This window comes from Arthrobacter sp. TE12231 (assembly GCF_054062895.1).
Window position 1 is genome coordinate 2430943 of the sequence record NZ_JBSSFS010000001.1, and the last position, 19428, is coordinate 2450370.

Consider the following 19428-nt stretch of genomic DNA (forward strand, 5'->3'; position numbering starts at 1 on the left):
CCTCAGGCGCGGGCGGCGATTGCCGTTGCGCCGGCGGCCATGAATTCTGCGATCCGTTCGCGGGGGGTCGTGTCGCTGACCAGCGCCTCGCCCACCAGGACCGCGTTGGCGCCGCGGGCTGCGTAGTGGCTGACGTCCTGGACATCGCGCACCCCGGACTCGGCGATCACGAGCGCACCGGCGGGAATCCCGCCGGCCAGCTCCGCGAAGACGGAACGGTCGACGTCGAGCGTCTTGAGGTTGCGCACGTTGACGCCGATGATCCGGGCCTCGGCGGCCACGGCGCGCTCGATTTCCTCAGCCGTGTGGGTCTCCACCAACACGTTCATGCCGAGTTCGCGGCTGAGGGCCGTAAACTCGCGCAGCTGGGCGTCCGAGAGCGAGGCCACGATCAGCAGGATCAGGTCGGCGCCGTGGGCACGGGCTTCCCAGATCTGGTACTCGTCGAGCATGAAGTCCTTGCGCAGCAGCGGAATGTCCACGGCCGCCCGGACGGCGTCGAGGTCGGCCAGCGAGCCGCCGAAGCGGCGTTCCTCGGTCAGGACGCTGATGACGGCGGCCCCGCCGTCTGCGTATTGCGCGGCGAGGGCAGCGGGATCGGCAATTTCCGCGAGCCGGCCCTTGGACGGGCTCCGGCGCTTGACCTCGGCAATCACTTTGAGCTGGTCCCGCGGGCTTGAGTTCCCGCCCAGGGCTGCCCAGGCATCGCGGGCAGGTGGCGCCGCTGCGGCGCGCTCCTTCAGTTCCGCGAGCGTGACGAGGCGCTGGCGCGTCTCCATATCCTCCCTGACACCGGCATTGATGTCGTCGAGAACGCTCACGCTCAGTGGCCGGAGTTCTTCAGCTTGCTGCCGCCGACGCCGTAGCCGGCCTTGCGCATGACCCAGCCGGCCAGCAGGCCGATCACCATGACGACGGCGCCGGCAATAAAGACGGGCGTGTTGGCGATGACGAAGGCGATGGACGCAATGAGGGCGCCGATCAGCATCACGATCACGCAGGTCCACGCGGCCGGGCTGTTGCCGTGCCCCGGCGCTTCGCTGTGATCGACGTCGTCGTAGACGCCCTTCGAAGCAGCGGACGTGGATGCGGAAACAGTGGCTTTGCTCATTGAAATCTCCTCAGGATGAATACTGCTTACATTCTGCCATTTTTTGGCTGTGTGTTTTGGCCGCCTTGCTGGTCGCGTTACTGGCGGCGCTGCTGGGCGCGCCCGCGGCATCGGCTCAGGTGGGGTCGTCACCTCGGGACAACCGGTCCCAGCTGTCAATCTCGTCCGCGGGCGCTGCGGCGGTAGTACCACCAACTGCGGTCCCGCCGTCGGCGCGCGTGGCGGCTGCCGCGTCATATTTGGTGCGGCTCTTCCAGTACCGGCCGGCCGGCACGATCGCGAGGGCGCAGATCCCCAGCAGGGACCCGGCGACGACGGCCAGGACGGGGAAGACGGTGACGTCCACCTGGACGTTACTGCCGCTGATTCCGGTGGCGGCCGCGATGGATCCCTGGGCCGCGGCCAGCGGGTCCGCCAGGACGACGGCAGCCGCGGCGACGATGCCCGCGGCGGCCAGGACGATGATGACCGTGATGACCCAGCGCGCCACGCGCCCGGCGATGGAGGCCGCGAGACCCCCGGCGAGGGCAACGAGGGCCAGGGCCGTGACGGTCGTGGCGGCCTTGCTGCCCTGGACCTGCAGGCCGTTCTGGCTGGCCACGGCGCCGCCGAGCTGGGCGGGATCGAGGTGCACCGTCAGCCAGGTCTGCGTGGTGGTCCCGAAGACGGCCAGCGCCAGGGCGGCGATCACCAGGACAAGGGTGGACTTGCGGGCCCAGCGAGGAACGGCCGGCCTTGCGGTGGTCTTGACGATGGCTCCCGGCTCCCCCATCAGTTGTCCGCCCCGGCGTCGGTCACAGACGCGGCGTCGGTCACAGCAGCGGCGTCGGGCACCTGGTCGGCGGTGATGTTGTGCAGCGAACCGGCGGTGTGGACGGCGCGCAGCGGCGCGGCGGCCTTGTTGACGGTTTCCTGGGCCTCGGTGGGGTTCACCGAATCGGCAACGATCCCGCCACCGGCCTGGACGTACGCGCGGCCTTCCCGGAGCAGGGCCGAACGGATCGCGATCGCCATGTCCATGTCGCCGGCGAAGTCCAGGTACCCCACCACGCCGCCGTAGATTCCGCGCCGGTGCGGTTCGAGCTCGTCCAGGAGGCGCAGTGCCCGCGGCTTCGGGGCCCCGGAGAGGGTGCCTGCCGGGAACGTGGCCTTGAGGACGTCGTAGGCCTTGGCCTCCGGAGCCAGCTTGCCGACCACCGTGGACACGAGGTGCATGATGTGGCTGAAGCGTTCCACTTCCATGAACTGCGTGACATCGACCGATCCTGCAACGCAGACCTTGGAGAGGTCATTGCGGGACAGGTCGACCAGCATCAGGTGCTCGGCACGCTCTTTCTGGTCCGCCAGCAGTTCTTCGGCCAGCGCCTTGTCCGCTTCCACCGTTTTGCCCCGCGGGCGTGATCCGGCGATCGGGTGGGTGATGACCTCGTCCCCGGTCACGGTGACGAGGGCCTCCGGCGAGGAGCCGACGATCGTGTACTCGCGGCCCGCGGCATCTTCGAAGCTGAAGAGGTACATGTACGGGCTGGGATTGGTGTTCCGCAGGACCCGGTACACATCGAGGGGGTCCGCGCCGCATTCCATTTCGAAGCGGCGCGAGATCACCACCTGGAAGACCTCCCCGTCCACGATCGCCTCCTTGCCGCGGTCCAGGGCGGCGAGGTAGTCGGCCTCGTCCCAGCGTTCCTGCACGCTCGAGGCAAAGTCGAGCGCGGCGGTTTCCAGGACGGAGACGGGCTGCTTGACGGGGCTGCTGATCTTTTCCAGCAAGGCCTTTACGCGGGCGACGGCGTCATGCCAGGCGTCGTCGACGCGCTCGGAGCTGTTGTCGAAGTTGATGGCGTTGGCGATCAGCAGGACTGTGCCGTCCATGTTGTCGTGGACCGCCATGTCCGTGACGAGGTTGAGGGCCAGCTCCGGCAGTTCGAGGTCGTCCTCCGGAGGGCTGGTCAGTTTCTCCCAGTGCCGGACGGTTTCCCAGCCCAGGAATCCGACCAGGCCGGAGGTGAACGGCGGGAGGCCGTCGAAACGGTCGGTGCGGAGCGCCGCCACCGTGTCGCGGATGGCGTCCACGGGGTTGCCGTCCAGCGGCACGCCGACCGGGGGCTCGCCGAGCCAGTACGCCTGGCCGTCCTTGGTGGTCAGGGTGGCGCGGGAGCGGGAGCCGATGAAGGAGTAGCGGGACCAGGATCCGCCGACCGCCGCCGATTCCATCAGGAACGTTCCGGGCTGGCCGTGGGCGAGCTTGCGGTAGAGCCCGATGGGAGTTTCGGCGTCAGCGAGCACCTTGAGCCGGACGGGGATGACGCGGCTGTGGCCTGCGAGTTCACGGAACTCTTCAAGGCCAGGGCTGATGATTCCAAGGTCCTGCATGGCTGTGCTTTCCGCCTGTTCTTTAGTGGGACCCGTAGCGGATCCGGTCGTGGGATCCTGCCGGTGGTCCGGTCAGTGAAGCTGTGGGGGTGCCGGAGTGCTGTGCCGGGTTTCCGCGCCGGGGGCGCTTAGCCGCCATGGCCGACGACGGCGTCGATCTCGCGGCCATCGAAGCAGGTCCGGGTTCCGGTGTGGCAGGCCGCGCCCACCTGGTCGACCCGCACCAGCAGGGCATCGCCGTCGCAGTCCATCGCGAGCGACTTGACCCATTGGACGTGCCCGGAGGTGTCGCCCTTGCGCCAATACTCCTGGCGGGACCGTGAATAGAAAGTCACACGGCCGCTCGTCATGGTGCGGTGCAACGCCTCGTCGTCCATCCAGCCCAGCATGAGCACCTCGTGGGTGTCGAACTGCTGGACGATCGCGGCCACCAGGCCGGCGCTGTCGCGCTTCAGGGCGTCCGCCAGTCCGGCCGGCAGGGGGCTGGCCGCGGAATCCGGGGCCGACGGCGCTGCATTGGATGCGGCGTCGCCGGATACGACGGCGTCGGTGTCGACGGCGTCGCCGGGGACAGCGTTGGCGGGGCTGGTGGCGGGGGCGGGCTGCTCAGACATCAGATCAAGTCTAGTGCCTCCGGGCAGGCCGCTGGCCTGCGGGTCCACGCCGTCGCTTAACACTCCCGCCTAACACTTGGCCGCTCTTCGACGCGCCTTCCGCGTTCCCCCGCCGCTCCCCCACCGGATGAAGCCGTCACGCACCCCTGCGGCGGCGATTCCTGTGCCCACGCGCGGCCGTCTCGTGCTAGTTTCACAAGTGATGCATTTCGTCGAACCGTCCCGAGAAGTCCTGGCCGAAACCCTGCTGGCAGCCGGCCCTGATGCCGCCACGCTCTGCACGGGGTGGCTCACCCGCGACCTTGCCGCGCACCTATACCTGCGCGAGCGGAAAATCGCCGTCGGACTTGGCCTGCTGATCAAACGCCTTTCCAAGGCCTCGGACCAGGCCACGGCCGAACTCGCCGGCACGCTGAAGACCCCCGAGGACTACGCCAAATTGGTCAACGCCTTCCGGGCCGGTCCCCCGGCGCTGTCGCCGCTGCGGATCAAGGCACTGGACGAGAGCTCCAACCTGATCGAATACTTTGTGCACACCGAAGACGTGCGCCGCGCCGTGGACCGCTGGGCACCGCGGGCCCTGGACGAGGCCTACTCGGACGCTCTGTGGGACGAACTCGTCAAGCGGGCGGCCATCCTGTACCGCGGCGTGGACCTGGGCATTGTGCTGGTGAGCCCTTCCGGCCCGCGGCACGTGGCCAAGCGAGCCCCCGTGTCGGTGGCCATCGTCGGCGAGCCCGGGGAACTCCTCATGCACGCCCACGGCCGCACACGCCACGCCCTCGTGACCTTCGAAGGCCAGCCGGATGCTGTCGCGCTCCTGCAGTCCGCCGAAGTCGGCCTCTAACTCCCCCACAACAAAGCAACGCGGGGGTCACCTACCGCCCATATTCCCCTCCGGGATGGGCGACAAGCGACCCCGCGTTGTTGTAAGCGGGCGGTGGGCCGACGCCCGCAGGGTTCCCTGTCCGTGGAGCCGCTCCGGCGAGGGCCCCAGCCCGAGCTTGCGAGGGCAGGGAGCCGGTGTGGACTTGCGAGGATAGGGGGCGGGTGGTGGGCCCACGCCCGCAGGGTTCCCTGTCCGTGGAGCCGCTCCGGCGAGGGCCCCAGCCCGAGCTTGCGAGGGCAGGGAGCCGGTGTGGACTTGCGAGGATAGGGGGCGGGTGGTGGGCCCACGCCCGCAGGGTCCCTGTCCGTGGAGCCGCTCCGGCGAGGGCCCCAGCCCGAGCTTGCGAGGGCAGGGAGCCGGTGTGGACTTGCGAGGATAGGGGGCGGGTGGGGACTAGCGGACCTCGAAGCCTGCCTGCCGGATCGCGGCCTTGACCTGGGCGATCATGTCGAGGGGCCCGAAGTGGAAGACCGACGCCGCGAGAACGGCGTCGGCGCCCGCTGCCACGGCCGGCGGGAAGTGCTCGGGTTTGCCGGCGCCGCCGGAGGCGATGAGCGGCACCTTGACCCCCGCACGGGCGAGCCGGATCAATTCCAGGTCAAAGCCGTCCTTGGTGCCGTCGGCGTCGATCGAGTTGAGCAGGATCTCCCCAACGCCGCGGTCGGCAGCTTCCCGGGCCCACCCGATGGCGTCGATCCCGGTCCCCTGGCGTCCGCCGTGGGTGGTGACTTCGAAGCCGGACGGGGTGGGCTTCGAACCCGGGCGGGTGCGCCGGGCGTCGAGGGAAAGCACCAGGACCTGGGACCCAAAGTGCCGGGTGATCTCGTCGATCACGTCCGGCCGGGCCACGGCGGCAGTGTTGATGGCGGCTTTGTCCGCGCCGCAGCGCAGGAGCTTGTCCACCTCGGCCACGCCGCGGACACCGCCGCCGACCGTGAGCGGGATGAAAACTTCCTCGGCGGTGCGGCGGACGACGTCGAACGTGGTCTCCCGGTTGCCGGACGACGCCGTGACGTCAAGGAAGGTCAGCTCGTCGGCGCCGCTGTTGTCGTAGCGGTGCGCCAGTTCCACCGGGTCACCGGCGTCGCGGAGCCCTTCAAAGTTGATGCCTTTGACCACGCGGCCGGCATCGACGTCGAGGCACGGGATGACGCGCACGGCAACAGTCATGACTTCTCCTGATGTTTGCTGGAGGGACTCGGCAGGTGGGCGCTCAGATGCGGCAGGCGTGGATGCTGCTGACCAGGATGGCGCGGGCGCCGAGGTCGTAGAGCTCGTCCATGATCCGGTTGGTTTCCCGCTTGGGCACCATCGAGCGGACGGCCACCCAGTCCGAATCGCGCAGCGGCGAGACGGTCGGCGACTCCAGGCCCGGGGTGAGTCCGGCGGCCTGCTCTACGAGCTCCTTACGGATGTCGTAGTCCATCAGCACGTACTGCCGGGCCACGAGCACGCCCTGAAGCCGGCGGATCAGTACCTCGGTGGCCGGGTTCTGCTCGCCCTTGCGGCCGATCAGCACCGACTCGGAGTTCAGGATCGGCTCGCCGAAAATCTCCATGCCGGCGGCCTTGAGCGTGGTGCCGGTCTCGACGACGTCGGCAATTGCGTCCGCGACGCCGAGGCGTACGGAGGATTCTACGGCGCCGTCGAGGCGGACCACCTTCGCTTTGATGCCGCGCTCGGCCAGGTAGCCGCGCAGCAGACCGTCATAGCTCGTGGCGAGGCGCTTGCCCTCGAGCTGTTCGATGGTGGTGAAGTCGCCCACGGGGCCGGCGAAGCGGAAGGTGGACGCGGCGAAGCCCAGCGGCAGCAGTTCCTCGGCCTCGACCTCGGCGTCGAGCAGCAGGTCACGGCCGGTGATGCCGACGTCGAGTGTTCCCTGGCCCACGTACACGGCGATGTCGCGCGGACGCAGGAAGAAGAACTCAATGTCGTTGTCCGGGTCCACCATGACCAGTTCGCGGGTGTCGCGGCGCTGGCGGTAGCCAGCCTCGGCAAGCATGGCGGAGGCGGCTTCGGACAGGGATCCCTTGTTCGGGACGGCAACTCTAAGCATGGGAAAGTCTCTCTTGGGTGTGGAAGGTCTCTGTTGGGCACGTCGGCCACGCGGTGCGCGGGTTCCGCCGGATGAGTCCTGGCGTTTTCCGTGCGGGCGCGGCTACAGATGCTTGTAGACGTCTTCCAGGGTGAGTCCTTTGGCGAGCATCAGAACCTGCAGGTGGTACAGCAGCTGCGAAATTTCCTCAGCGGCGGCTTCATCGGATTCATACTCGGCAGCCATCCAGACCTCGGCTGCTTCCTCCACGACCTTCTTGCCGATGCCATGGACTCCGGAATCCAGTTCGGCGACGGTGCGGGAGCCTTCCGGGCGGACGGCTGCCTTTTCACTCAGTTCTGCGAACAGCGACTCGAAATTCTTCACGCCCCCAAGCCTACTTGCTCCCGGCGCGGGAACGCCTGCCGGGCCCTTGCATGACGAACGGGATGTGAGGCATTGCACACCATGTCAATCACAGGCGGGGCGGCCGGCGGGCTGCCGGCCGCCCCGCCTGGAGCTGCAGTTGTGCGGGCTCCGGTTGTCCGGGGCGAATTGTCTGGAGCGAATTGTCTGGGTGAAGCGGTACTTAGCCGAACTGCTTGAGGGTCACTGCCGTGGCCAGGGCGGCGGTGACGGCCTCGTGCCCCTTGTCCTCGGTGGAACCCGGCAGGCCGGCCCGGTCGATGCCCTGCTGTTCGGTATCGCACGTCAGCACGCCGAAGCCCACGGGGACGCCGGTGCGGACGCTGACCTCGGTCAGGCCCAGGGTGGCTGCCTCGCAGACATATTCGAAGTGCGGCGTCCCGCCACGGATGACGACGCCGAGCGCCACGACGGCGTCGAAGTGCGGTGCCAGCCGGGCAGCCGCGACGGGGAGCTCAAACGTGCCCGGCACCCGCAGGACGGTCGGCTCGCTGATGCCGGCGTCCTTCGCGGCACGCAGGGCGCCGTCAAGGAGCCCGTCCATGATCTGGGTGTGCCAGCTCGCGGCCACGATGGCCAGTTTGAGCCGCGAGGTTTCCTCCGGCTTGAACGTGCTGAGGTCGATCTGGGGGGCGCCGTGGCCACTCATGGGAATTCCTTGCTGTTGAGTCTGGTGGTTGGTCCGCCGCCAGTCCGCCCTGCCGGGCAGCTTAGGCTGCCGGGCACGGCGGGCTGGCGGGTGAAGCGGGGCGGAACGGCCCGGAGGGCCGCCGGGTCAGTCCTGGTCGTGCTCGAATCCGGCCGGAGCCGGTTCAACGTCCAGAACCAGGCGGTGGTCCATCCGGTCCTTTTTCGTCTGCAGGTAGCGGATGTTCTGTTCCCTGGAAGGAACCTCAGTGGGGACCATCTCCACCACCGTGACGCCTGCCTGGGCGAGCCGGTCCTGTTTGTCCGGGTTGTTGCTCAGGAGCCGGATCTCGTGGAGGCCCATATCGGCGAGGATCTGGGCCGCCGCCTTGTAGCAGCGCGCATCGACGGGCAACCCGAGCTGCTCGTTGGCCTCCACAGTGTCGAATCCGGCCTCCTGCAGGGCATAGGCCTTCATCTTGTTCGCCAAGCCGATTCCGCGTCCCTCCTGGCCGCGCAGGTAGAGCAGCGTACCGCCGAACTCGTTGATCATCTCGAGGGCATAGGCCAGCTGTTCGCCGCAGTCGCACCGGTAGGAGCCGAACACGTCTCCGGTGAGGCACTCCGAATGCAAGCGGACCAGCGGGGCCATCCCGTCCACAGGTTGCATCGGTGAACTGACCGCCAGGTGCTCGGCTCCAGTGGCCAGATCGGTCCAGGCCTGGGCCACGAAATCGCCAAATGCGGTGGGCAGTTGGACGATGGGTCCTGCGCTGACCGGATGCGGCTGACCTGCCATGGCCGTTTCTTCTCGTGTCTTAGAAGTCGTCACTGTTTCTCCTCCATCAGACGGGATCCGCTGCGTAGCTGTCGTGCTGCCCTGCTTCGAGGTAGGCCACCAGATCCGCAATCGAAATCAGGGGGCAGCCATGCTCAATGGCGAAGCCGCGTAGTCCGTCCAGCCGCATCATTTCTCCGTTGTCATACACCAGCTCTGCAATCACTCCCACGGGTTCCAGTCCCGCCAGCCGGCACAGGTCCACGGCCGCTTCGGTGTGGCCGGGACGTTCCCGCACTCCCCCCTTAACGGCGCGGAGGGGAAAAACATGCCCGGGACGCGTCAGGGATTTCGGCTGGCTTTGCGGGTCGGCCAGGATCCGGGCTGTCAAGGCGCGGTCCGTGGCAGAAATTCCGGTGCTGACTCCGACGGCGGCATCACAGGACACGGTGTAGGCGGTGCCCTTGGCGTCTTCGTTAACGGCCACCATCGGCGGCAGCGCGAGGGCGTCGGCCCGGTCGGCGGCCAGCGGTACGCAGATCACGCCAGAGCTGTAGCGGACCGTCCAGCCCATCAGTGCCGGCGTCGCGTGCTGGGCGGCGAAAATGATATCGCCTTCGTTCTCGCGGTCCTCGTTATCCACTACGAGGACGGGACGCCCGGCGGCCATGGCGGCAATGGCGTCCCCGATCGGGTCGAGGCCCGTCCTGCCTGAGTCTGCAACGGGGTCTGCAGCCGGGTGTGCGGCTGAGTCCGCCGCGGCGCCTTCCGCGACGGGGCGGAGTTCTTCAGCCAGGATATGGCCTGCTTGGTCCTTGACGCGGCTCATTTCGCTGCCCCGTCCGTGAGTGCTGCTTCTTGGGCTGCTTCTTCGGCGGGCGCCGCGGACGCCCGGTGCGCTGCGGGCGACGTTCCGCTGGCAAAGGACAGGAGGCGTTCGGTGTATTTCGCCAGCACGTCAACTTCAAGGTTCACCCGGCCGCCGAGGGGCTTGCTGCCCAGGCCGGTCTCCGTGAGGGTCGTGGGGATCAGCCCGACTTCAAACCAGGGCGCCGGATCGTTCGCGGGGCTCACGGCAGTGACCGTGAGGGAGACGCCGTCGACGGCGATGGAGCCCTTTTCGGCGATATACCGTGCCAGTCCGGCCGGCACACCGAACCGGAGCCGGTCCCAGTTGCCAAGGCCCTCGCGTTCCAGAAGCTGCCCGACGCCGTCGACATGCCCCTGGACGACGTGACCGTCCAGCCGTCCCCCGGCCGGGACGCAGCGCTCCAGGTTGACGGGATCGCCGGCAGTGAGTTCACCGATGGTGCTACGGTTGAGAGTTTCGCCCATGACGTCGACGCTGAAGTCTTTGCCGTCGATTTGCGTGGCCGTGAGGCAGACGCCGTTGACCGCGATGGAACCACCCAGGGCGAGGCCGTCCGTGGTGCCGGGCGCGTGGAGCCGAACGGTGGCGCTGACGTCGCCGTTGCGCTCAACGGAAAGCACCTTTCCCTGCTCGGCGATAATTCCGGTAAACATCAATTGCCTCCTGCGGCGGTGTCCGCGCCATTGCGGTGCGGGGTTGTATCGGATGAAGTAGAGGTGGCGGCCGGGCTCTCCACGCCGGGCGCGCTGGCGGGGCCCGCCGGGCGAAGATGCAGCCGGAGGTCGCGGCCGAGCATCTGGACGGCGCCCCCGGACGCGGAGTCCCATTCCCACTGTTGGGCATCGGCCAGGGTGGTGATGCCCAGGTCGTCGAGCGCGGGCGTTCCGGAGCCGAGCAGCGTCGGCGCCAGGTAGACGATGAGTTCATCGACCAGACCGGCGGTGAGGAATGCGCTCAGGATCCGGGAACCGCCTTCCACCATGAGGTGCCGGACGCCGCTCTGGAACAGCTGGTCCAGAGCCTCGCGCGGATCACGGGTCGCCAGGTGCAGGACGTTGCCGTCCGCGCCGTGGATGGCCGCGTCCTCGGGTATGCCTCGGTAGCCCATCACGGTGCGCAGCGGCTGCTTGCCGGACTCCTCGCCGTCAGAATTCCGGGCCGTGAGCCGGGGGTTGTCGACCAGCACCGTCTGCGTGCCGACCAGGATGGCGTCAATCCGGCCCCGGAGCGCATGGTTGTCGGCGAGGGACTCCGGGCTGGAGATCCACTGGCTGGTGCCGTCGCCGGCAGCAATGCGGCTGTCGAGGGTCTGTGCGATATGCAGCGTGACGAAGGGCCGTTTGGCGGCGACGGCGTCGAACCAGCGCCGGTTTAAATCCAGCGCGGCGTCGGCCGCCAGCCCGGACCGGACGCGGACACCCGCGGCGCGGAGCGTCACGGCGCCGCCGGCGGCCGGGTCATGGGGGTCATCGATGGCGTAGATGACGTCGGTGATGCCGGCGTTGATGATCGCCTGGGCGCAGGGGCCGGTGCGTCCGCAGTGGTTGCACGGTTCCAGGGTCACCACCATCGAAGCACCGCGGAGATCCAAACCCGCCGCCTGCGCCTGGGCAATCGCGTCAGCTTCGGCGTGGGCAGTCCCTGCCCCGCGGTGGTACCCGGTGACGAGGGGCGACCCGTCCGTTCCGAGGACGACGGCGCCCACGAGCGGGTTGGCGCCCCGCGGACCCTGCGCCGCGGCAGCGAGGGCAGCTTGCATGGCCGCACGTTCCGCGGCGCTGAAGGGGGCTCCGGCGTCGGGCTCGCCCAAAGGAGCTGCGGTGGCCAGGTGACTGCCGCTCATGCCATCACCCCTACGTCGGGGACGGCCACAGTGGAGACGGTCATCTTAGAGGCTGCCCATACCCGGCGGCGCATGCCGCCGAGGGCCGGGGCCAGCCCAGAGATGTTGCCAGGCACTTCACAAAGAATCAGGACAGATCCGATTACCGGGACCTGTGCTTGGAAGAGCCATCGCAGAAAGTTCATGTGTGTCGTTCCTTCCCTCTAGAACCGCGATGGCTCCGGGGGTATACGACAGCACAATTATGCGGCGCCGTCTGGGCGCCGCAGTAACAGCTGTACGTGCTTCTCTCATCCAGACTTTAACTGTCGGTATCGGAATTTCACCGATTCAACCGTCTGCCGGCACCTTTCCGAAGAGAGGCACTGGCGCGCGGGTCGCGGACTATCACCGCCGGTTCGGACTTACACCGACCCCGGAGCACGTATGTGTGTTGTTATTCTGACACAACCCGGGCTAGTCTCCGGCTATTCCCGGCCGCGTACATTACGGTCCGAGTAATCTTTACGGCAGTCCGGCCCCGTACCGCCCCGCGCCGCTGCCCGGCCCGGGCCGTCCTCAGCGGCTGCCGGCAACCCTGAGCCGTTCGATTGCGTCCGCGGGGTCAGTTGCGCCGTACACGGCCGAGCCGGCCACGAAGACGTCTGCTCCGGCCTCGGCGGCCCGGAAAATCGTGTCCGCGGTGATGCCGCCGTCCACCTGCAAAGCCACCTTGAGGCCCGAGCGGTCGATCGCGGCCCGGGCACGCCGGATTTTCGGCAGGGTCAGGTCCAGGAACTCCTGGCCGCCGAAGCCAGGCTCCACGGTCATGATCAGCAGCATGTCGAGTTCGCCGAGCATGTCCAGGAACGGTTCGACGCCGGTCCCCGGCCGGAGCGCAAGCCCTGCCTTGGACCCGCGTGCCCGCAGTTCGCGCGCCAGCTTGATAGGGGCAATCGAGGCCTCGGCGTGGAACGTCACGGACGCCACGCCGGCGTCGGCGTAGGCAGGGGCCCAGCGGTCGGCGTGCTCGATCATCAGGTGCGCGTCCAGCGGGATGGGGCTGATTTCCTGCAACCGCTGCACCACGGGCAGGCCCAGCGAGAGGTTGGGCACGAAGTGGTTGTCCATGACATCGACGTGCACGGCATCCGCGTTGCTGATCCGGCTCAGCTCCGCCTCGAGGTTGGCGAAGTCGGCGGACAGGATACTCGGGTTGATGCAGCACTTGGTCATGCGGGATTCCTTGTCGGTCTATCGGTCTGATGGAAAGTCGCTGTGCGGACATGCCGTTCTGCTGAAAATCGGTCCTGCCAAAATTCAGTCCAACGGGCATGTCCTGCGGAACGGGGCTATGGGCAAGTATCGCCCGGCGTTCAGGCTTTCTTGTGGATGAGGGCCAGGAACATGGCGTCTGTGTGGTGCACGTGGGGCCAGAGCTGGGCGGTGAGCTCGTTCCCGGCCTCAAGGTGGCCGGTGAGGCTGACGCTGTCCAGCGCGGCGCCGGCGTCGATGAGTTCGAGGTCCTCCCGCTTACGCAGGGCGTCACTGACGACGGCGGTCGTCTCCGCCGGGTGCGGCGAACACGTCACGTACGCCACCACGCCGCCGGGCTTGACGGCGTCGATAGCGGAGTTGAGCAGCTGGCGCTGCAGCGGGCCCAAGTCCACGAGGTCCTTGGGCGTGCGCCGCCATCGCGACTCCGGGCGGCGGCGCAGGGCCCCCAGACCGGTGCACGGGACGTCGACGAGGACCCGGTCGAAGGACTCCGGCTGCTCGGTGCCGAGGTCCCGGCCATCTCCGGTCCTGACCTCCCAGGCGTCCCGAGGCACAGCGGACAGGGCCTGGCGGACCAGTTTGGCCCGGTGCGGAGCAAATTCGTTGGCCAGCAGGTGGGCACCCCGCTGCCGCGCGAGGGCACCGAGAAGGGCAGCCTTGCCGCCGGGGCCGGCGCACAGATCGAGCCAGCGCTCCCCCGCGCCTTCGCTACCCTGCGCGGCTTCCGCGCCGAGATCGACAGCGGCCATGGCGCGGGCCACGAGCTGCGAACCGACGTCCTGGACGCGGGTACTGCCGTCACGAACCGAGGCGAGCCGGCCGAGGTCACCACCGCTGGACAGCGCGGATCCCTCCACGAGCTCGCCCGGAGTGGCCCCGCCTTCCAGGGCCTCGTCCAGGCTGCCGACGCCGGGCAGCGCCACGAGGTTCACCACGGGCGCGGCGTTGTCGGCTTCGAGAAGCTCATCGATCTCAGTGGCCGGCCGGCCGTGGGCCACGAGCGATTGGCGCAGTGCGCGCACGATCCACTCCGGGTGGGCGTAGCGGATGGACGCGATCGTGGTGGGATCGGTCTCGGTACTGAGGAGCAGGTCGAGCCATTCTTCGAGCGTGCGGGCCGAGACCTTGCGCAGCACCGCATTGATCAGGGCCGACGGGCCGGCCCCGATCACGGCGCGGGCCAGCCCCACGGTCTGGTCCAGGGCGGCGTGGGCGGGCACCCGCATCGCGAGCAGCTGGTGCGCGCCAATCCGCAGGGCATCCAGGATTGCCGGGTCCAACTGGTCCAGCGGCCGGTCGACGCAGCGCGCCAGGATGGCGTCGTATGTACCCTGGCCGCGGAGAGCGCCGTAGCTGAGCTCGGTGGCAAAACCGGCGTCGCGCTTATCCAGTCCGTGGTGCCGGATCCGGGCGGGCAGCACGAGGTTCGCGTAGGCGTCCTCGGCTTCCACGGCACGGAGCACTTCGAAGGCTACTAGCCGGGCCGGGTCGGCCCGGCGGGTGCGCTGCGAGGGAGCACTCTCGGTGAAGCCGCGCTGCGGGCCGCGGTTGCGTTCCCGGCCTTGGGCGTTCCGCCGGCTGCCGCCGCGGGCACCACCCTGGCCGCCTGGCTGGGAGCCGGACTGGCCGCCGCCCTGGCCGCCGGGCTGGTGGCCCCTGCCGCGGCCGCTGCCGCTGGTTCCGGACTCGCTCATTCGAATACCACGCTTTCAAGTGTTGCCTGTCCGCGCGCCCAATCAGCGGCGGCCATCATTTTCTTGCCCGCAGGCTGGATCCGGGTCAATTCCACCGGGTGCGAGCCCGTGCCCACCACGACGCGTTTGCCGTCCATGGCCAGCTGTCCGGGCGGGAGCGCGGAAGCTTCCGGCGCGGGCAGCACCGGCTCGAGCTTGATCCGCTGGCCCTCCAGCATGGTCCAGGCGCCGGGCTCGGGCGTCACCCCGCGGGCCCTCCTCCCGATCGCCAACGCAGGCTGCCGCCAGTCAAGCCGGCCATCCTCGAGGCTGAGTTTGGGGGCCAGGCTGACCTCGCCCTGCTGCGGCAGCGCGACGGATTTGCCGGCGTCGATGGCGGACAGGGTCTGGGCCAGCAGGATCGCGCCACTACGGGACAGCCGTTCGAGCAGGGCGCCGGCGGTATCGCCGGGGTGCACCGTTTCGGTGAGCGTGCCGAACACGGGTCCGGTGTCCAGCCCCTCCTCAAGACGGAAGGTGACTGCGCCCGTGACGTCGTCCCCTGCAATGACAGCGCGCTGCACAGGGGCGGCTCCACGCCAGGCCGGCAGCAGGGAAAAGTGCAGGTTCACCCAGCCGTGGCGCGGAACTTCCAGGGCCGCACGGGGAATCAGGCCGCCGTACGCAACAATGGCCGCGACGTCGGGCGCAACGGCGGCAATGCGGGCAGTGACCTCGGCGTCCACCTTGGCGGCGTGGATGATCTCGATCCCGAGCTCGGCGGCCCGGGCTGCCACGGGTGACGGCGTCAGTATCCGTTTGCGGCCCAGCGGGGCGTCCGGGCGCGTGAGGACGGCGACGACGTCGAACCCGGCCTCGATCAGGGCGTCCAGGGACGGGACCGCGACAGCCGGGGTCCCCGCGAAAAGAACCCTCACGGGGTGATTCCGAAGCTGGACCCGCCAAAGCTCGTCCCGACCGTCTTCGCGCGCTTCGTTGTTGTCTGTTCGGTAATGGCGTCGTAGTTGGCATTGCGGATGGCGCGCAGGGCGGCCTTGCGGTCGTCGCCCTCGAGCCGATCCGTATAGAGGATGCCGTCCAGGTGGTCGGTCTCATGCTGGAAGCAGCGCGCCAGCATGCCTTCGCCCTCCACAGTGACGGGATTGCCGTGGAGGTCCACGCCGGTCACGCGGGTATGCCGGTGCCGCCGAACGGGGAAGCCGAGGCCCGGGATGGACAGGCACCCTTCGACCTGGTCCGGCTGGAAGTCCTCGCTGTTTTCCAGCACGGGGTTGATGATGTGACCCTCAACGCCACCGATCCGGTACGTGAAGACGCGCTGGCTCACGCCGACCTGGGGGGCGGCCAGGCCTGCGCCCTCCACGTCCTCCATGGTTTCGGTCATGTCAGCGACCAGCTTTGCCAGTTCAGGCCCGAATTCCGTCACGGGATCGGCGACTGTGCGCAACACAGGATCGCCGATGATGCGGATATTCAAAATGGCCATGTGCAGTCTTTCCTCACGGTGGGCAGCTAGGGATCCAGTCCAGTTTAGTTGCACTCCGTAGAGTCCTGGACTTCAGCCGGATAGGCGTCCGGGGAGTCGAGTGCGGGGATCCGCGTGCGCCGGGCTGGTGGAACGCCGGCGTTCGGTTCGCGGGGACCGGGCCGCCGGACCACACGGCGTGTCCGCAGGGCCTGTCCGCAGCGGTCGCGGCGCCGGCCCGCACGGCCGGGCTGCAGTGTTCGCCGCGCCGGACGGCCGGGCTGTGGGGCCGGCCTGTAGGGTCCGCACGGTTCGCAGCGCACGCCTATAAGGCTCGCAGCGCCGGACCTCTCGCTTCATTTGGGGCGTCAAATGAGATCAGCATGTGTCTTCACGTTTGGGGCCCGACGGTAGACGGAAAACGGCCTCAGGGGCGACCGCCGTCCCCTGAAAGCGGCCGCAGGACGTAGCTCCGAAAATCTGAAACCGCCCTCAGTTCATCACTCCTGCTTCGCGCTAAGAATGTCAGACCCCCGGAGGAGACTGGTGTCATGGAAGCCGCCAGGGATTTCATTCCGCTCGGGGACGACGGGCAGGGCACGGATCGGTGCACCGGTCGCGCTGCAGGCTGCGGCGCGGATCCCGGCACGGACCGCGGCGCATGTGCCGGTTCGGGTCCGGCCGGGCGGTCGGGTGTGGATGTTGCCCTGGCCGCGTTGGAGGCTGTGGGGTCGACGGCGCTTCAGGATGCGGCGTCGTGGGATTTCCGGGCCGCGGCGGACTTCGCCGGGCGGGTGGAGAAGCTCTCGCGCCGGGCGGAGTTTTTGCAGCTGGTGGCGGCCGGTGCGGTGGACCGGACCCGGAAGCAGTCCGCCGCGGCAGCCGGGGCGGGGGCGAGGACGGCGGCGGGGGCGGGCACGTCGTGGACGACGGGCTGGCGCGACGACGCCCCCGGCACCGCGGCCGCCGGCACCGCGGCCGCCGGTGGCGCACCGTCCGGCGCGGTGAGTGGTGCTGTGGCCGATGACGGGATCGACGGCGGAATCGACGGCGGAATCAACGGTGGGATCGACGGTGGGATCGACGGTGTGCCCGGTTCCGCAGCTTCGCCCGACGCCCTCACGGGCGTGACAGCGCCCGGTGCTGCGGCTTCGCCCGATGCGCTGTCCGGGGAGGGTGTGCCGTCGGATGCGGCCGGTGACGCGGCGGTGGTCGATGACGGGTATCGGAACACGGCGGAGTTCCTCCGGGCGCGGCTGCGGATCAGCGCGCCGGAGGCTAAACGCAGGCTCTCCCTGGCCTGGAATCTGTTGCCCCGCCGGGGACTCACCGGCCAGCCCGTCCCGGCCGTGCACGCGGAGCTCGGTGCGGCGGTCGCGTCCGGGGAGGTCGCGTCGCGGGCCGCGACGATCATCACTGCGGCGCTGGAGAAGGTCCGGCACGTCTGTGACGTCGGGGCGTTGGCGCGGATGGAGCAGGCCCTGACGCGCACGGCCGCGGAGAACGACGCGGACTTCCTGGCCCGGGTGGCCCGGGGCTGGGCGGATGCGCTGGATCAGGACGGTGCCGAGCCCTCCGAGGAGCTGCTGCGCCAGCTGCAGGGCGCCTTCATCCGGCGCCGGCGCCACGGCCTGCACCATCTTGAGATTTTCGCGACCACCGAACAGTTCGAGTACCTCCTCACCGTCATGAACACCGGCACCAACCCCCGCACCACAAACACACACGCCGCCGGGCCCACGAAAGCCGCCGCCTCTGAGGTATCGGCCGCCGGCGCCGCTTCTGAGGGCCCCACGGCCGGCGCTGAGGACTCCGCCACTGGTGCCGCCGCTGATGGCTGGGCCGCCGGAGCCGGGGCCCATGATGGCTCCGCCACCGGTACGGCCGCTGATCGATGGGCCTCCGGTGCAGAGACGGCCGCCGGTCACGGCTGGGCGGTTGATGCCACCTCCGGTGCCGCCGCTTCTGCTGACTGGGGCGCCGAGCCCGCCGGAGCTTCCTTCGCCGTGGGGTGGGCTCCCAGCCTGTCCGACGGTCAAGGCTGGGTCGTCGGCACTCCCGCCGGCGAGCGTTCGACCCTCGGACCCGTCGACGCGGCCGGTGACGGCAGTGAGTGGCCGGTCACGGGTGCCGGGGCCGGCGTGTGGGCCTGTGATGCCCGGGCCGGCGGTGTGTCGACTCTTGCGGATGCCCAGGCTGCCTCCCCGGCCCCGGCTCAGGCTCCCGCCGTGGGGAATCATGCCGTTCCGGACGACGCCCCCGCAGCAGCGGGGCAGCCGGTGTGCGAGGAGGATCCGGGGGCAGCCGGGCTGGATCCCCGGTCCCGGGCCCAGCGGCTGCTGGACGGCCTGGTCGGTGCCTGCGGGATCGCCCTCGCCACCGGGGGCCTGCCCGCCGCGGGCGGGCTCCGGCCCCAGGTCATGGTCACCATCGACTACCGGGACCTGCTGACCCGGCTCGGCACCACCCCCGACGCCCAGACTGGCCCGGCAGAAGGTCAGGAAACGGCCGGTGGGGCGTTCCGGCCCGCGGGGGCGGTGCGGGAAACGGGTGCGCTGCTGTTCACCGGACCCGTCACCGCCTCCACGGTAAGGAAGATCGCCTGCGACGCCGACATCATCCCCGTCCTGCTCGGGGGTGAGGGACGGATCCTGGACATCGGCCGCGCGTCCCGGATCTTCCCGCCCCACCTCCGCAAAGCCCTCATCGCCCGGGACCTCGGCTGCGCCTTTCCCGGCTGCACCATCCCCGCGCCCTGGTGCGAAGCGCACCACATCACCTACTGGTCCCGCGGCGGGACCACGGGCACGGACAACGGAACCCTGCTCTGTTCCCATCACCACCACCTGATCCACAAAGAAGCGTGGACCATCCGGGTCCGGACCGGGGTCCCCTGGTTCATCCCGCCACCCCACATCGACCCCGGCCAAAAACCCCGCCGCAACCACTACTTCACACCCGCCCGACCCGCCCAGGCCGCATAACCGCAACCCGGACAGAGACGGCCTCATCGCGGCGATAATGCCAGCCGTGTCATCACGGACCCGGCAATCACGGCGTGATTCGGGCAGCGACGGCGTTATACAGGCCAACGTGCCACCACGTGATCGCACACCAAGGGGTAACGACAGCACGGCTGCCGTCCGCGGTGGCCACGGCTTCTTGGCACTGCCGCACGACGGCGAGCAGGATCAGTCACGGCGTTACCCGGGCCGAGTTACGACCACGTAATCGCAGACCAGGCGGTCGCGGTAGCCGGGCAGCGAAGGCGGCTCCCGGTTACGGCCGTCTGACGGACGCCCGCGCGGCATCCCGGGCAGTTGGCCAGGTTCCACTACGGCAGTCTGGGGCATTGGCTGCATCACCCGGGCCAAGGTGCGCGCGGTGAAATCGCAAGCCCTGATGACAACGGCATCCCGCCCGGCGGTTAGGTTTCGGCATCCCG

19 protein-coding genes, 1 pseudogene and 1 riboswitch are annotated in these 19428 nt (G+C 69.1%); of the genes and pseudogenes, 2 read left to right on the plus strand and 18 right to left on the minus strand.

Annotation, left to right across the window (positions count from 1 at the left end; all coding sequences use genetic code 11):
- Positions 1 to 2: 2 nt before the first annotated feature.
- The 5 genes from trpC to hisI all read right to left on the minus strand — a co-directional run bounded on the left by trpC (position 3) and on the right by hisI (position 4098).
- Complete coding sequence (gene trpC / locus ACVWYS_RS11010) at positions 3 to 821, minus strand: indole-3-glycerol phosphate synthase TrpC (RefSeq protein WP_456509727.1); 819 nt, start codon at positions 819 to 821, stop codon at positions 3 to 5.
- A gap of 2 nt (positions 822 to 823) precedes the next feature.
- Positions 824 to 1111 carry an HGxxPAAW family protein gene (locus ACVWYS_RS11015; RefSeq protein ID WP_116767461.1) on the minus strand — a complete coding sequence of 96 codons (288 nt, stop codon included), beginning with the start codon at positions 1109 to 1111 and terminating at the stop codon, positions 824 to 826.
- A 115-nt stretch (positions 1112 to 1226) separates the two neighbouring features.
- Positions 1227 to 1883, minus strand: coding sequence for a Trp biosynthesis-associated membrane protein (locus tag ACVWYS_RS11020; protein WP_116767462.1), 657 nt, complete (start codon positions 1881 to 1883; stop codon positions 1227 to 1229).
- Entirely contained in the window at positions 1883 to 3484 is a 1602-nt protein-coding gene (locus ACVWYS_RS11025; protein WP_116767463.1) for an anthranilate synthase component I, read from the minus strand. The genes ACVWYS_RS11020 and ACVWYS_RS11025 overlap by 1 nt, the downstream gene beginning before the upstream one ends.
- 128 nt (positions 3485 to 3612) lie before the next feature.
- Positions 3613 to 4098, minus strand: a complete 486-nt coding sequence (gene hisI, locus ACVWYS_RS11030; RefSeq protein WP_116767464.1) for a phosphoribosyl-AMP cyclohydrolase — start codon at positions 4096 to 4098, stop codon at positions 3613 to 3615.
- Positions 4099 to 4300: 202 nt separating this feature from the next.
- Here hisI and ACVWYS_RS11035 point away from each other — a divergent pair, with 202 nt between their 5' ends.
- Positions 4301 to 4945, plus strand: coding sequence for a TIGR03085 family metal-binding protein (locus ACVWYS_RS11035; RefSeq protein WP_344368053.1), 645 nt, complete (start codon positions 4301 to 4303; stop codon positions 4943 to 4945).
- 435 nt (positions 4946 to 5380) lie between these two features.
- Here ACVWYS_RS11035 and hisF read toward each other — a convergent pair whose 3' ends face one another.
- From hisF to def, 13 genes and pseudogenes are all read right to left on the minus strand, one after another.
- On the minus strand, positions 5381 to 6157 hold the full coding sequence (hisF, locus tag ACVWYS_RS11040; RefSeq protein WP_456509728.1) for an imidazole glycerol phosphate synthase subunit HisF: 777 nt from the start codon (positions 6155 to 6157) through the stop codon (positions 5381 to 5383).
- Between the two features lie 43 nt (positions 6158 to 6200).
- Complete coding sequence (gene hisG, locus ACVWYS_RS11045; RefSeq protein WP_091252891.1) at positions 6201 to 7043, minus strand: ATP phosphoribosyltransferase; 843 nt, start codon at positions 7041 to 7043, stop codon at positions 6201 to 6203.
- Positions 7044 to 7145: 102 nt separating this feature from the next.
- A complete protein-coding gene (locus tag ACVWYS_RS11050) occupies positions 7146 to 7409 on the minus strand; it encodes a phosphoribosyl-ATP diphosphatase (RefSeq protein WP_018772463.1) in 264 nt (87 codons plus the stop codon).
- Between the two features lie 202 nt (positions 7410 to 7611).
- Positions 7612 to 8097: a 6,7-dimethyl-8-ribityllumazine synthase gene (gene ribH, locus ACVWYS_RS11055; protein ID WP_090581814.1), complete on the minus strand. Its 486-nt coding sequence runs from the start codon at positions 8095 to 8097 to the stop codon at positions 7612 to 7614.
- Positions 8098 to 8223: 126 nt separating this feature from the next.
- Positions 8224 to 8874, minus strand: coding sequence for a GTP cyclohydrolase II (ribA, locus tag ACVWYS_RS11060; RefSeq protein WP_116767467.1), 651 nt, complete (start codon positions 8872 to 8874; stop codon positions 8224 to 8226).
- Positions 8875 to 8920: 46 nt separating this feature from the next.
- The gene (ribB, locus tag ACVWYS_RS11065) at positions 8921 to 9682 is read right to left on the minus strand and encodes a 3,4-dihydroxy-2-butanone-4-phosphate synthase (RefSeq protein ID WP_456509729.1); all 762 of its coding nucleotides are present in this window, start codon (positions 9680 to 9682) and stop codon (positions 8921 to 8923) included.
- Positions 9679 to 10377, minus strand: a complete 699-nt coding sequence (locus ACVWYS_RS11070; protein ID WP_456509730.1) for a riboflavin synthase — start codon at positions 10375 to 10377, stop codon at positions 9679 to 9681. Before ACVWYS_RS11070 ends, ribB begins: the two co-directional genes overlap by 4 nt.
- Complete coding sequence (gene ribD, locus ACVWYS_RS11075) at positions 10377 to 11567, minus strand: bifunctional diaminohydroxyphosphoribosylaminopyrimidine deaminase/5-amino-6-(5-phosphoribosylamino)uracil reductase RibD (protein WP_456509731.1); 1191 nt, start codon at positions 11565 to 11567, stop codon at positions 10377 to 10379. Before ribD ends, ACVWYS_RS11070 begins: the two co-directional genes overlap by 1 nt.
- A 53-nt stretch (positions 11568 to 11620) precedes the next feature.
- Positions 11621 to 11752, minus strand: a pseudogene (locus ACVWYS_RS11080) (nicotinamide riboside transporter PnuC); the annotation flags it as partial.
- Positions 11753 to 11844: 92 nt separating this feature from the next.
- Positions 11845 to 11995: riboswitch (FMN riboswitch) on the minus strand.
- Positions 11996 to 12125: 130 nt separating this feature from the next.
- Positions 12126 to 12782, minus strand: a complete 657-nt coding sequence (rpe, locus tag ACVWYS_RS11085) for a ribulose-phosphate 3-epimerase (protein WP_116767471.1) — start codon at positions 12780 to 12782, stop codon at positions 12126 to 12128.
- 140 nt (positions 12783 to 12922) lie between these two features.
- Complete coding sequence (locus tag ACVWYS_RS11090) at positions 12923 to 14518, minus strand: RsmB/NOP family class I SAM-dependent RNA methyltransferase (protein ID WP_456509732.1); 1596 nt, start codon at positions 14516 to 14518, stop codon at positions 12923 to 12925.
- On the minus strand, positions 14515 to 15435 hold the full coding sequence (gene fmt, locus ACVWYS_RS11095; RefSeq protein WP_456509733.1) for a methionyl-tRNA formyltransferase: 921 nt from the start codon (positions 15433 to 15435) through the stop codon (positions 14515 to 14517). The genes ACVWYS_RS11090 and fmt overlap by 4 nt, the downstream gene beginning before the upstream one ends.
- Positions 15432 to 16004: a peptide deformylase gene (gene def / locus ACVWYS_RS11100; protein ID WP_456509734.1), complete on the minus strand. Its 573-nt coding sequence runs from the start codon at positions 16002 to 16004 to the stop codon at positions 15432 to 15434. The genes fmt and def overlap by 4 nt, the downstream gene beginning before the upstream one ends.
- A gap of 530 nt (positions 16005 to 16534) precedes the next feature.
- On the opposite strand from def, the gene ACVWYS_RS11105 reads away from it, so the two are divergent.
- A complete protein-coding gene (locus tag ACVWYS_RS11105) occupies positions 16535 to 18967 on the plus strand; it encodes a DUF222 domain-containing protein (RefSeq protein ID WP_456509735.1) in 2433 nt (810 codons plus the stop codon).
- Positions 18968 to 19428: the final 461 nt, after the last annotated feature.

Excerpts from the sequence above, each read along its gene's own strand:
- ACVWYS_RS11015 (WP_116767461.1), bottom strand. The coding sequence starts at position 1,111 with ATGAGCAAAGCCACTGTTTCCGCATCCACGTCCGCTGCTTCGAAGGGC.
- ACVWYS_RS11020 (WP_116767462.1), bottom strand. The coding sequence starts at position 1,883 with ATGGGGGAGCCGGGAGCCATCGTCAAGACCACCGCAAGGCCGGCCGTT.
- ACVWYS_RS11025 (WP_116767463.1), bottom strand. The coding sequence starts at position 3,484 with ATGCAGGACCTTGGAATCATCAGCCCTGGCCTTGAAGAGTTCCGTGAA.
- hisI (WP_116767464.1), bottom strand. The coding sequence starts at position 4,098 with ATGTCTGAGCAGCCCGCCCCCGCCACCAGCCCCGCCAACGCTGTCCCC.
- ACVWYS_RS11035 (WP_344368053.1), top strand. The coding sequence starts at position 4,301 with ATGCATTTCGTCGAACCGTCCCGAGAAGTCCTGGCCGAAACCCTGCTG.
- hisF (WP_456509728.1), bottom strand. The coding sequence starts at position 6,157 with ATGACTGTTGCCGTGCGCGTCATCCCGTGCCTCGACGTCGATGCCGGC.
- hisG (WP_091252891.1), bottom strand. The coding sequence starts at position 7,043 with ATGCTTAGAGTTGCCGTCCCGAACAAGGGATCCCTGTCCGAAGCCGCC.
- ribH (WP_090581814.1), bottom strand. The coding sequence starts at position 8,097 with ATGAGTGGCCACGGCGCCCCCCAGATCGACCTCAGCACGTTCAAGCCG.
- ribA (WP_116767467.1), bottom strand. The coding sequence starts at position 8,874 with ATGGCAGGTCAGCCGCATCCGGTCAGCGCAGGACCCATCGTCCAACTG.
- ribB (WP_456509729.1), bottom strand. The coding sequence starts at position 9,682 with ATGAGCCGCGTCAAGGACCAAGCAGGCCATATCCTGGCTGAAGAACTC.
- ACVWYS_RS11070 (WP_456509730.1), bottom strand. The coding sequence starts at position 10,377 with ATGTTTACCGGAATTATCGCCGAGCAGGGAAAGGTGCTTTCCGTTGAG.
- ribD (WP_456509731.1), bottom strand. The coding sequence starts at position 11,567 with ATGAGCGGCAGTCACCTGGCCACCGCAGCTCCTTTGGGCGAGCCCGAC.
- rpe (WP_116767471.1), bottom strand. The coding sequence starts at position 12,782 with ATGACCAAGTGCTGCATCAACCCGAGTATCCTGTCCGCCGACTTCGCC.
- ACVWYS_RS11090 (WP_456509732.1), bottom strand. The coding sequence starts at position 14,518 with ATGAGCGAGTCCGGAACCAGCGGCAGCGGCCGCGGCAGGGGCCACCAG.
- def (WP_456509734.1), bottom strand. The coding sequence starts at position 16,004 with ATGGCCATTTTGAATATCCGCATCATCGGCGATCCTGTGTTGCGCACA.
- ACVWYS_RS11105 (WP_456509735.1), top strand. The coding sequence starts at position 16,535 with ATGGAAGCCGCCAGGGATTTCATTCCGCTCGGGGACGACGGGCAGGGC.